General features: G+C 43.1%; 10 protein-coding genes and 1 pseudogene. 9 read left to right on the forward strand and 2 right to left on the reverse strand.

The features are described from left to right. Positions 1–7 precede the first annotated feature (7 nt). The 5 genes and pseudogenes from ilvB to NE257_RS00980 all read left to right on the forward strand — a co-directional run bounded on the left by ilvB (position 8) and on the right by NE257_RS00980 (position 5,520). Entirely contained in the window at positions 8–1,702 is a 1,695-nt protein-coding gene (gene ilvB, locus NE257_RS00960) for a biosynthetic-type acetolactate synthase large subunit (RefSeq protein ID WP_007208987.1), read from the forward strand. Beyond that, positions 1,703–2,182, forward strand: coding sequence for an acetolactate synthase small subunit (gene ilvN / locus NE257_RS00965; RefSeq protein WP_007208986.1), 480 nt, complete (start codon positions 1,703–1,705; stop codon positions 2,180–2,182). 52 nt (positions 2,183–2,234) lie between these two features. Continuing rightward, positions 2,235–3,230, forward strand: a complete 996-nt coding sequence (gene ilvC, locus NE257_RS00970) for a ketol-acid reductoisomerase (RefSeq protein WP_251885584.1) — start codon at positions 2,235–2,237, stop codon at positions 3,228–3,230. 10 nt (positions 3,231–3,240) lie between these two features. After that, positions 3,241–4,533, forward strand: coding sequence for a threonine ammonia-lyase IlvA (gene ilvA / locus NE257_RS00975; protein ID WP_251851111.1), 1,293 nt, complete (start codon positions 3,241–3,243; stop codon positions 4,531–4,533). Between the two features lie 159 nt (positions 4,534–4,692). Then, a pseudogene (locus NE257_RS00980) lies at positions 4,693–5,520 on the forward strand (alpha/beta hydrolase). A gap of 44 nt (positions 5,521–5,564) precedes the next feature. Here NE257_RS00980 and NE257_RS00985 read toward each other — a convergent pair. Together NE257_RS00985 and NE257_RS00990 are read right to left on the reverse strand one after the other, a co-directional pair. Beyond that, the gene (locus NE257_RS00985; protein ID WP_251885585.1) at positions 5,565–6,314 is read right to left on the reverse strand and encodes an esterase family protein; all 750 of its coding nucleotides are present in this window, start codon (positions 6,312–6,314) and stop codon (positions 5,565–5,567) included. Positions 6,315–6,353: 39 nt separating this feature from the next. Beyond that, positions 6,354–7,529, reverse strand: coding sequence for an ATP-grasp domain-containing protein (locus tag NE257_RS00990; protein WP_007208981.1), 1,176 nt, complete (start codon positions 7,527–7,529; stop codon positions 6,354–6,356). 346 nt (positions 7,530–7,875) lie between these two features. Here NE257_RS00990 and argC point away from each other — a divergent pair, with 346 nt between their 5' ends. The 4 genes from argC to NE257_RS01010 are packed head-to-tail and all read left to right on the forward strand — an operon-like array spanning position 7,876 to position 12,059. Beyond that, on the forward strand, positions 7,876–8,904 hold the full coding sequence (argC, locus tag NE257_RS00995; protein ID WP_007208980.1) for an N-acetyl-gamma-glutamyl-phosphate reductase: 1,029 nt from the start codon (positions 7,876–7,878) through the stop codon (positions 8,902–8,904). Positions 8,905–8,917: 13 nt separating this feature from the next. After that, on the forward strand, positions 8,918–10,114 hold the full coding sequence (gene argJ, locus NE257_RS01000; protein WP_251885586.1) for a bifunctional glutamate N-acetyltransferase/amino-acid acetyltransferase ArgJ: 1,197 nt from the start codon (positions 8,918–8,920) through the stop codon (positions 10,112–10,114). 45 nt (positions 10,115–10,159) lie between these two features. Beyond that, entirely contained in the window at positions 10,160–10,933 is a 774-nt protein-coding gene (argB, locus tag NE257_RS01005; RefSeq protein WP_251854942.1) for an acetylglutamate kinase, read from the forward strand. After that, entirely contained in the window at positions 10,908–12,059 is a 1,152-nt protein-coding gene (locus NE257_RS01010) for an acetylornithine transaminase (protein WP_251854941.1), read from the forward strand. Before argB ends, NE257_RS01010 begins: the two co-directional genes overlap by 26 nt. The last annotated feature ends 3 nt before the right edge of the window (positions 12,060–12,062 follow it).

The raw sequence follows: 12,062 nt of genomic DNA on the forward strand, positions 1-12,062 counted from the left end.
GCCAATTATGGATCAGCAAAATCAGATGAAATCTGGTGCTCAGATACTTTTAGATAGCTTAAAAGCGGAAGGAACAGAATACATTTTTGGCTATCCTGGTGGTGCAGTCTTGCCACTGTATGATGCACTCTATTCTTACGAAGGAGTCAAACACATTTTGACTCGTCACGAGCAAGGGGCGACTCATGCGGCGGAAGGATATGCCAAAGTAACTGGCAAGCCCGGTGTCGTCTTAGTCACCAGTGGACCGGGTGCGACGAATGCAATTACCGGCATTGCTGATGCGATGAGTGATTCAGTGCCCATGGTCGTCATTACCGGTCAAGTAGCAACACCAGGAATCGGCAAAGATGCCTTTCAAGAAGCGGATATTACTGGTATTACCATGCCTATTACAAAGTACAATTATCAAGTACGCGCGGTAGAAGACTTGCCGCGAATCGTTAAAGAAGCCTTTCATTTAGCAACAACCGGACGTAAAGGACCAGTCGTGATTGATTTGCCAAAAGATATGAGTATTGCTCGGACGGTACCTGAAGCTGCAAAAAAAGTCCACTTGCCAAATTATCAACCTACGACACAGCCAAATCAATTGCAACTGAAAAAAGTGATGGAAGCACTAAAAGTAGCAGAAAAACCATTGGTACTTGTCGGGGCTGGAGTGATTCATGCCCAAGCTGCAAAAGAGTTACAAACCTTTGTTGAACGGTATCAGCTACCGACGTTAGCGACCTTGCTCGGTTTAGGTGTCATGCCGACAGAACACCCACTTTTCTTAGGGATGGGAGGCATGCATGGCTCCTTTGCTGCCAATATGGCGTTAACCGATTGTGATTTACTAATAAACTTTGGTTCACGCTTTGATGATCGTCTCGCCAGTTCACCAAAAGAATTTGTGCCAAATGCCAAGGTTGTACATGTGGATATTGATCCAGCCGAAATTGGAAAAGTCATTGAGACAACTATTCCAATTGTTGCCGATATTAAGCAGACCTTACAGGCGCTATTAGCGATGGACGATGAAATCGAACCTCGTCAGGATTGGCTGAAATTAAATGCATTGCGCAAACAGCGTCATCCATTTAACTTTGATCGGACACAAACAGAAGAAATCAAGCCACAACGGGTGATTGAAAAAATCGGTGAATTAACAAACGGCGAAGCAATCGTCGTGACCGATGTAGGCCAACACCAAATGTGGGCAGCGCAGTTTTATCCTTTCCACTATGATCATCAACTCGTTACGAGCGGTGGTCTAGGCACGATGGGGTATGGGATTCCGGCTGCGGTCGGTGCTAAAATTGGTCAGCCAGACAAAGAAGTCGTACTGTTCGTTGGTGATGGTGGCTTCCAAATGACCAATCAAGAGCTAGCTATTTTAAATCAATACAACCTACCAATTAAAGTCGTATTGCTAAACAATCAATCGCTAGGAATGGTTCGCCAGTGGCAAGAGAGCTTTTTTGAGGGAAGAAGATCGGAGTCAACCTTTGATGAACAACCGGATTTTGTGCAATTGGCACAAGCCTACCGCATCAAAGGAGTACGACTAACTGACCCTGCGACTTTTGAAGAAGAGTTGACCGAAGCCTTTCATTATCAAGGTCCGATGGTCATCGAGGTTCTCGTATCACCGACAGAGCACGTCTTGCCGATGGTACCTGCCGGAAAAGCCAATCATCAAATGCTGGGGGTGGACTAAATGAGACGAATCGTAACAGCAACAGTCAACAATACAAGTGGTGTTTTGAATCGCTTTAGTGGTGTCCTTAGTCGCCGACAAGTCAACATTGAAAGCATCTCAGTCGGTCATACCGAACAGAATCATACTTCTCGGATTACCATCGTGATACAAGTGGATCATTTAGCGGAAGCAGAGCAAGTCACCAAGCAGCTGAACAAGCTGATTGATGTTATCAAAGTTTCGGATATTACAGATGAGAGTCATGTTGAAAGAGAGCTCGCACTGGTCAAAGTGAATGCTCCCGCAGCAGTCAGAGCGGAGATATTCTCGATGATTGAGCCGTTTCGGGCCAATGTCATCGACGTAAGCTCAAAGACAATCGTGATACAAGTCGTTGGCACCAGCGAAAAAATTCAAGCGTTTGTCGAAGTTGTCGCGCCATATGGCATCAAACAACTCGCACGCACAGGCGCCACTGGGTTTACAAGAGGTCACTAAGCATAGCTGCTTTTTGAATAAATAAGAGGGAAAAAATAAGGAGGAACACAAAATGGCAAAAGTTTATTATGATGACTCAGTAGCAAGCGACAAACTAGAAGGGAAAACAATCGCAATTGTCGGTTATGGCTCACAAGGACATGCGCATGCACAAAACTTACGAGACAATGAACACCACGTGGTTATTGGGATTCGTCCAGGGAAATCTGCGGATTCTGCTAAGGAAGACGGATTTGACGTCTATGAAGTAGCCGAAGCAACCAAACGAGCAGATGTCGTGATGATTTTAGCACCAGATGAAATTCAAGGTGATCTTTACGAAAACGAAATCGTACCAAACTTAGAAGCGGGCAACGCTCTAGCTTTTGCACATGGTTTTAATATCCATTTTGGTGTTATCACACCTCCTGCTGATGTAGATGTCTTTTTAGTGGCACCTAAAGGACCAGGACACTTGGTACGTCGGACATTCGTTCAAGGCTTTGCTGTGCCAGCATTATTTGGTGTTTACCAAGATGCTACTGGCGATGCAACTGAACTAGCTCTTGCCTATGCAAAAGGAATTGGCGCAACACGAGTTGGTGTATTGGAAACAACCTTTAAAGAGGAAACAGAAACTGATTTATTCGGTGAACAAGCAGTCCTATGTGGTGGCTTAACAAGTATGATTGAAGCAGGATTTGAAACATTAGTAGAAGCTGGCTACCAACCTGAATTAGCATATTTTGAAGTTTGTCATGAAATGAAACTAATCGTTGACTTGATTTATGAAGGTGGCTTTGGCCAAATGCGTCACTCAATCTCAAACACTGCAGAATATGGTGATTATGTATCTGGACCACGTGTCATCACTGAACAAACAAAAGCCAATATGAAAGCTGTCTTAACTGATATCCAAAATGGAAACTTTGCCAAAGGATTTGTGGAAGACAATAAAAATGGCTTCAAAAACTTCTACGCAATGCGTGAGAAAAATGCGGGTCATCCAATCGAAGCAGTCGGTAATGATTTGCGTAAAATGATGCCATTCGTTAAACAAAAAAACTAATCACGAGGGAGTGGAACAAGTGAGTACAGCTCAGGCTAAAGGGGAAGGTGCGTTAGTGACGCGAACAGCGATTGAAGAGGCCTATGAAACGATTCGAGATTCAGTGACCCATACACCACTACAGTTTGATCGCTACCTATCTGAAAAATATGATTGCCAAGTTTATTTAAAACGAGAAGATTTGCAAAAAGTACGCTCGTTCAAATTAAGAGGTGCCTATTACGCAATTAAAAATCGGCCATTTCGTGAAGTGGCACGGGGCGTTGTCTGTGCAAGTGCAGGCAACCATGCACAAGGTGTGGCGTATACATGTCAAGAGATGAAAATTCCAGGTGTGATTTTTATGCCCACGCCAACGCCTAATCAAAAAATTTCTCAGGTTCAATTTTTCGGTGGAGATCACATTGAGGTTCGCTTAATTGGTGATACATTTGATGAGGCGGCTGCCGCTGCCAAGGAATATGCTGCGGCCCAACAATTGCCATTTATTGATCCGTTCAATCATCCAGATATTATAGCCGGTCAAGGGACTCTTGCTATCGAAATGATGCAAGATGCGGCCAAGCAACAGCTGGAAATCGACTATGTACTCGCTGCAGTCGGTGGTGGGGGGTTAATTAGTGGAATCGCTACTTATGTCAAAGCAACCTCACCAACGACGAAAATCTTAGGTGTCGAACCAACTGGCGCTCAATCAATGCGGCGTGCGTTAGACGAAGGCCATCCCGTCCACTTACCGACCATTGATAAGTTTGTCGATGGTGCAGCAGTACAAGAAGTTGGGACACTCACCTTTAGCCACACCCAAGCTTACGTCGATCACATGTATGCGGTAGATGAAGGGCAAGTCTGTACGACAATTCTAGAGTTATATAGTAAGCAAGCGATCGTCGCCGAACCGGCAGGCGCATTGACAGTAGCAGTCTTAGATCAACTAAAAGAAAAAATCAAAGGGAAAACCATTGTTTGTGTCATCAGTGGTGGGAATAATGATATTAGTCGGATGGAAGAAATCGATGAGCGGTCATTAATTTATCAAGGGTTAAAACATTACTTCTTAGTAAATTTCCCTCAACGACCAGGCGCATTACGTGAGTTTGTAACAGATATTTTGGGACCAGAAGATGATATTACTCGTTTTGAATACACCAAAAAAGTCAATCGAGGGACAGGACCGGTTGTCATTGGCATTCAATTAAAACAGCGGGAAGCGATTCATCCACTCAGACAAAATATTGCTCGCTTTGATCCAAATTTTATTGATCTAAGCGAAAATCAATCCTTATATACCTTATTGGTTTAAAAAAAGAGGCTGTGACAAAAGCGTCTTCGGTCGATCCGTTCAAAATTTTTGAGTAATTGCCGAGAAATTCGTTTTTGACACAACCTCTTTTTGCACTTTCCATGACAGCAGAAAAAACTGTTACAATAAAAGAAAAGGGTGAACGAGAGGGGTCAGGATGTGAAGAACTATCATCATTATTATTTACCAATTCAAACGCATTATTTACTTGATGCGTACGGTAATCAACGGCGCGTGCGGATATTGTTACCGAAAGATTATGAAAAGCATGCGCAAAAACACTATCCTGTCGTCTATATGCATGACGGCCAAAATGTCTTTTATAGCAAAGAGGCCTACTCGGGTCATTCGTGGAAATTGATTCCTTTATTGAAACAGACGGCCGAGTTTCCTGATATGCTGATTGTCGCAATTGATAATGCCGGCGAGGCGCGCTTTGATGAGTATACCCCGTGGCCGTTATCTGCGGAAAACCAGGCGTTAATCGGTTTTAGTGGAGGTGCAGGACAAGTCTATAGCGAGTGGGTAGTGACAGTCGTCAAGCCTTACATTGATACGCACTATCGGACCAAGCCAGACCGCGAGTATACGCTTTGTGCGGGGAGCTCACTGGGCGGGTTAATTGTGGCGTATATGGGCTCGGCCTATCCTGAGGTATTCGGTTCTTTAGGGATTTTTTCGCTCGCCTCATGGGTTTCAGAGGAAGCCTTTTTAGACTTCGTGAGCAAACATCCCTTACAGAAAGACACCAAAGTTTACATCCAAGTAGGGACCGATGAAGGCAACGAGGTCGACCAAGCATTGTTAAACAAAAATAGCAATCAAGCGTATATTGACAGCTCACTGTGGTACTATTAGACACTGTTACGAGGTGGGCACGAGATAGATCATCTCTGGCTGAGAATTTTAGCGGATGAACAACATTTTGAAAAGTATTGGGCCGATCATTTTGGCGAATTTTTAGCATTTTCTTTTGCTGAGAAATGATGAAAAAAGACTAGCAAGTTGTATGACAACGCGCTAGTCTTTTTTTAAATAATTCCTTGGTTGGCTAATGCTGTCAGGAAATAAGGTAACTGCTTTTGCCACCAAGGCCAATCATAGGCCACATCCGGACCCCAATAGTCAAACCAACCAGGAATGCCTTTCTCTTGAAATACGTGTTCCAGCTTGCGTGTATCCACGATATGAGGACCTTCCCAAGCTCCTTGTCCGACTGCAACGACATAATGATTTTGCCGGTATTGATCTAGATACCAAGCATCATGCGTGTGCGGCAAATAGTTTAGTGGTGATTGATAATAGACGGCTAAATCATCACCAAATTCACCCGTGAAAAAGCGCGCGTCATAGACACCACTCATCGCAATGCTCAAGTCAAAGACATCTGGATGGCGTAAGGCAAAGTTGATCGCATGAAACGCCCCCATACTACAGCCAGTCGCAGCAATTTTGCCGTACCATTGGCTGTCGTACGCGATGTAAGGGATGAGTTCATGCAAAATATACGCTTCGTAACGAGCATGTGCTTCGACTTTTTCATGGCCGGATAACCCTAAGTTCAGCCAAGAGTCATTATCATAAGAATCTGCGGTATAAAATTGTAACAAGCTACGGTCGATAAAAGACTGACACGCATCAATCATGCCAAAATCAGCAAATTCATACGAACTACCGCCAGAGGAAGGAAAGACGAGGATGGGTTTTCCCGCATAGCCATATTTTTGAAACTTCATTTCTCTGTTAAGTGATTGACTATAAAAAGATGTGTCATTGGTCATAATGCATCTCCTTCGTTTGAGTAGTTTAAATGAAACGAGCTATTCGGCTTTTTTACGGATGAGCTGAATGGTATTGAACAAGTCGTCAATCTCTGGGTAGCGAATCAAGTAGCCTTCATCCCCTAAAATAGCAGAGAAAATCCCTGGAATCGTCTGGATTGAGATTAAGGCGGATCCTAGTGTTTGACACAACTCGTCAGCTGATACGGCATAGTGGTGCTTGTCGTATTTGCGCGAGACATAGCCACAATTATAGAGACGGCGAATCGGTGCTTCGAATTGATCTTTGGTCACAATGGCTGCATATTCTTTAAAGATGTCAAAGTCATTGACATAGTTAAACATATCGATTGTGGGTCCACCAGGTGGGCGCATATTCACCTCTAAGGGGATGAGGGCACCGTCTGGATACGTGCGGAAAAACTCAAAGTGAAAGAAGCGCTCGTAAATACCAAAACCAGCGACAATCTTCGTCCCCATCTCAATCAAATCAGCCGGAATTTCCCGAGGTAAAAAGAAATACATTTCTTCATCATGTTCCACAGTTTCTAAAACAGCCGCGTTATACGTCAAGGAAGAATAAAAGACAATCTCACCTTCTTGGTTGGTTAAGCCATCAAAGGTCACCATCTCGCCTGGAATAAATTCTTCCATAATATAGGTCGATTCTTGTGCATGATTTGCTAAAAAGTGTGTTAAAGCAGCTTCATCATCAAGCTTAAATGTGTCACCAGCCCCCACGCCGTTATCGGGTTTGACTATGACTGGATAGTGAAGATCATTTGCTAAGGAGAGGGCATCTTCAGCGTCGCTAAACACCCGGCCGTTTGCGACAGGAAGGCCGATGTTGCGAAAGACAGACTTCATTTTTGACTTATGTGTCACAATAGCTACGTCTTCTGGGCGATAGCCTTGGACATTAAAGTCTTGGCGAAGTTTGGCATCAAGGGCTAACCAGTGCTCATTATGGGATTCGATGCGATCGATTTTGCCGTATTTAAAAGCAAAGAAGGCTACAGCTTTATAGACTTGTTCATAGTCTTCCATATTATCGACACGGTAATACTCTGTTAAGTTTTGACGAAGTTCCTCAGGTAAGCTCTCATAGGCCACGTCAGCGATGCCTAATGTATGCATACCAGCTTCTTTTAAACGAGCAGAAAAAGGCAGGAAATTCGTCGGGAAATGAGGAGAAATCAAAACAAAATTTTTCATGGTTTCACCTTACTTTCTAGCGTGAATGAGAAGTAGCAACATCATTACGCAATCATTTCTTATTTTATAATCGAATTTTAATGAAAATGCAAGTTTGACCCTTGAATGTAAATGGAAATTGATTGTATAAAATGGTTGTTTTTCATTATTTTTATACAAATTTAAAAATTTAATATTACTCAACTTAAAACCAAAAATATTTAGTTTTCTGGGGCTTATTTTGATTTTTATACATATGAATGCAAAAAATAGTAATATTTATTAATAAAATGATTGTAAAAATAAAGAATATATATTATATTGTTAGATAATTATTGGATTTTTATTCAGAAAAGAGTGAGTTTTAATGAATATCGGTATCGTAGGAGTTACGGGGTACAGCGGAATGGTGTTGTACTCTTTTCTCATCAATCATTCAGAAGTCGATCATATTTATTTATATGGAAATCAACAGAATGAAGAACCTCGTCGACTGACAGATGAGGTGCCGGCCTTTGGGATGAGCGAGCAAATGATTTATCCATTTGACTCAAAAAAAGTGATGGAGCAAGTCGATTGTTTATTTTTTGCCACGCCTTCTGGTATAGCTAGTCAATTAGCCGACGAGTTCATTCAGTGTGGCTTTCCCGTGATTGATTTGTCCGGGGATTACCGTCTATCCTCATCTGATGAATACGACACTTGGTATGGTCAACCCAATCGCACCTTACCAGATGCTGCTAAGGTCACCTATGGCTTAAGTGAATTTACGAAATCTTATGCGACTTATGTAGCCAATCCAGGATGCTACGCGACAGCGGCTTTACTTGCCTTAGCACCACTAGCAATTGAAGGTTGGCTAGATCCGACATCGATTATTATTGATGCCAAATCCGGCGTTTCTGGATCAGGAAAAAAATTAGCGCCAACCAGTCAGTTTACCTTTATTAATGAAAATGCTTGGGTGTACAAACTAAATCAACACCAACACATTCCCGAAATGGTACAGCAACTACACCAATGGGACCAAGAAATCGAAGCCATTCAGTTTTCGACGACTTTATTACCAATCACACGAGGCCTTATAGCCAACCAATACGTCAGGCTGAAAAAACAAGTAACCCAAGAAGAACTGAACCAGCTATATCAATCCTATTATCAAGCTAGTCAATTTGTTCGTTTTAAAGAGCAGCATTTACCGACCATTAAAGAGGTTACTGGCTCAAATTTTTGCGACATCGGGCTTGTCATGAATGAAGCAACCCAAGTCGTAACGATTGTTTCTGTCATTGATAATTTAGTAAAAGGTGCGGCGGGACAGGCAGTGCAGAATTTTAATAAGTTGTTTGGATTTGAGGAATCAACAGGGCTCCCCCTTCTTCCTCAATTTCCATAATAAGGAGGAACAAATGATGACAGAGTGGGAAGAACAATCGTTTATTTGGCCGAAAGGATACACTAGTGATGCAGTGCACGCTAAGTTACGATATAGCAAATTAGATGTCGGGTGGTTAGTATCTGAGGTGCCGGCCGCGGCTGCGGGAGTCTATACGACCAATCAATTTTGTGCCGCACCGACAGCAATCACCAAGCAATTAATCCAAAAAAAACATACGCTTCAAGCACTTGTGATGAACAGTGCCTTCGCCAATGCCTGTACGGGAGAACAAGGTGTCAAAGATGTATCCCAAGAACAACAATGGGTCGCCGAAAAGTTGGCGATTACGCCTGATTTAGTCGGAGTAGCGTCGACGGGACTCATCGGCAGCTATTTACCGATGGCTAAGATGGAAAAAGGAATTCAAGCATTAAAACAAACATCGAACACACTTTTGACAGAAGCCATCTTGACGACTGATACCAAGACCAAAACACTTTGCCTAACAGCTACAATCGGGGGGAAACAATGTACATTTAGCGGCTTTGCCAAAGGGTCGGGGATGATTCACCCGAATATGGCGACCATGCTAGGATTTGTCGTCACCGACTGTCAGATTGCGCCTGATTGTCTCCAAACGATGCTGAGTACTCTTACCGATGAGACGTTTAATCAAATCACTGTCGATGGCGATACTTCAACCAATGATATGGTGCTCTTATTAGCAAATGGTGTGGCGGGTAATCAAGAAGTGACGACTGAGCACGAAGACTATCCGCTCGTCAAAAACTTGTATCACCTTTTGCTAACGGAGCTAGCAAAAATGATTGCTCGAGATGGTGAAGGAGCAACCAAATTAATTGAAGTAACTGTCGATGGTGCCAAGACCAAAAAAGAAGCACAGGCGATAGCAAAAGCAATTGTCGGTTCTAATTTAGTCAAAGCAGCGATGTTTGGCAATGATCCAAACTGGGGTAGAATCATTAGCACGATTGGTGCCACGAGTGCCACATTTGATCCAAATAAGGTCGCCGTACAATTGAATGAAATTACCGTGGTGGCAGGTGGCCAGCCAGTCGCATTTTCGGAACAAGCGGCAAGTAAGTCACTAGAACAAGAGATAGTCTTTGTACACGTGGATATAAACGCAGGTGCACACTCCGGTAAGGCATGGGGCTGTGATTTGACCTATGATTATGTCAAAATCAATGCCACGTATTCGACTTAAATGGTTACGCATAGAGTAGAGAAAAGTAGAGAAAAGAGGGAGCATATGGAAAATGTAATTGTCATAAAAATTGGTGGCAATGCGATGAATGACTTAACCGAAGCTTTTTATAGCCAACTGGCCGAATGGCGTAGAATGGGCAAAAAGATCGCGATTGTCCATGGTGGAGGCAATAAAATTACGGAGTTTTCTCAAAAAGTACACCTCCCCGTTCGTAAAGAAAATGGCATTCGGGTGACTGATTTTGCCACATTAGAAATCACCCGAATGGTTCTCTTAGGCTATGCGCAACCACAAATATTGCAACAATTAGCTCAGCATGATCTAGCAGCGATTGGTTTACATGCAGCAAGCAATCACTTGCTTTTAGGTACATGTCTTGATCGAGACCGCTATGGTTTTGTCGGGGAAATCACCCAAGTAAATGAGCCGTATCTTTCGTCGATCTTAGAAAATGACATTGGTGTTTTGGCACCATTAGCCATCGATGAATCGGGTAACTGGTTAAATGTCAATGGAGATACGGCCGCAGCGAGTGTAGCAAGTCTTCTAAAAGCGGAGGCTCTTTATCTGGTGACAGATGTCCCCGGTGTCTTAAAAGATGGCAAAGTTATCAAACAACTCACAGCAAAGCAAACCACCACGTTGCAACAACAAAATATCATTACAGCCGGCATGCAACCGAAGCTGAAAGCGGCGTTTCATGCATTAAAAAGCGGCGTACAAAAAATCGTGATTACCAACGTCTTATCACAAGCAGGCACAACGATTTTAAAGGAAGGGGCACAGACTTATGACTACACTATTTCCAACGTATAACCGGTTTCCATTTGAACTTATTTCTGGAGAAGGCGTGACCGTTTTTGACCAAGAAGGCAATTCCTATCTGGATTTGACGAGTGGGATTGGCGTTTGTAACTTAGGGTATAATGTCAAACAATTAAATGAAGCAGTCACAGCGCAACTCGGTCAAATCTGGCATACATCTAATCTATATGAAAGCCACTTGCAAGAGGAAGTCGCTGAAAAATTGACCCAAGGCACAGAAAAGGTCGTCTTTTTCTGTAACTCAGGAACAGAAGCCAATGAAGCTGCCCTAAAGTTAGCCCGTAAAGCGACAGGCAAAACAAAAATTCTGTCATTTGCGTATTCTTTCCACGGCCGTTCAGTAGGGTCTTTGTCACTGACTGGCAATGAGAAAATAAAGGAAGGATTTGGCGACTTATTGTCCGATGTGACGTTCGTTGCCTATAACGACTTTCACTCCTTACAAGCCATTACGAGTGAGTATGCGGCAGTGATTGTCGAAGTGATTCAAGGAGAAGGTGGCATGACAGCAGGAGAGGCGGATTGGTTAGAAGCGCTAGATGCCGAATGCAAAGAAAAAGGTGTGCTATTGATTATCGATGAAGTACAGACTGGTATCGGGCGAACCGGAAAATTATTTGCCTATCAACATTACGCACTTGATCCTGATATCGTTACCTCGGCTAAAGGTCTTGCAAATGGCATTCCAGTCGGGGCGATGATTGGTAAAAAGGAACTGGCGGCTGCCTTTTCTGCCGGCACTCATGGTACGACATTTGGTGGCAATCCCCTAGCGATGGCTGCTGCAAACCAGGTATTGACGATAATCGATGATGAATTTTTAGAAGCGGTGACACAAAAGGCAGATTTATTTTGGTATTACTTAGAGAAAGAGTTAAGTGATATCGAGTTCGTTGAAGGGATTTCGGGTAAAGGGTTAATGATAGGCATTCATCTGGCAAAAGAACTGCCAGTAGCCGACGTCATTCAAGCCTTGCATCAAGAAGGTATACTGACTCTATCGGCACACGGCAACACCTTACGACTATTACCACCCCTTGTAATCAAAGGTGCGGAATTAATCGAAGCTAGTCAAAAAATAAAACAAGTCTTACAAACAAGTATGGTCCATCAATAGGGG

It is taken from the genome of Enterococcus italicus (assembly GCF_023743875.1).
GTDB classification, from domain to species: Bacteria; Bacillota; Bacilli; order Lactobacillales; family Enterococcaceae; genus Enterococcus_G; species Enterococcus_G italicus.

Coding starts and splice junctions, on each gene's coding strand:
- ilvB (WP_007208987.1), top strand. CDS start 8: ATGGATCAGCAAAATCAGATGAAATCTGGTGCTCAGATACTTTTAGAT.
- ilvN (WP_007208986.1), top strand. CDS start 1,703: ATGAGACGAATCGTAACAGCAACAGTCAACAATACAAGTGGTGTTTTG.
- ilvC (WP_251885584.1), top strand. CDS start 2,235: ATGGCAAAAGTTTATTATGATGACTCAGTAGCAAGCGACAAACTAGAA.
- NE257_RS00985 (WP_251885585.1), bottom strand. CDS start 6,314: ATGACCAATGACACATCTTTTTATAGTCAATCACTTAACAGAGAAATG.
- NE257_RS00990 (WP_007208981.1), bottom strand. CDS start 7,529: ATGAAAAATTTTGTTTTGATTTCTCCTCATTTCCCGACGAATTTCCTG.
- argC (WP_007208980.1), top strand. CDS start 7,876: ATGAATATCGGTATCGTAGGAGTTACGGGGTACAGCGGAATGGTGTTG.
- argJ (WP_251885586.1), top strand. CDS start 8,918: ATGATGACAGAGTGGGAAGAACAATCGTTTATTTGGCCGAAAGGATAC.
- argB (WP_251854942.1), top strand. CDS start 10,160: ATGGAAAATGTAATTGTCATAAAAATTGGTGGCAATGCGATGAATGAC.
- NE257_RS01010 (WP_251854941.1), top strand. CDS start 10,908: ATGACTACACTATTTCCAACGTATAACCGGTTTCCATTTGAACTTATT.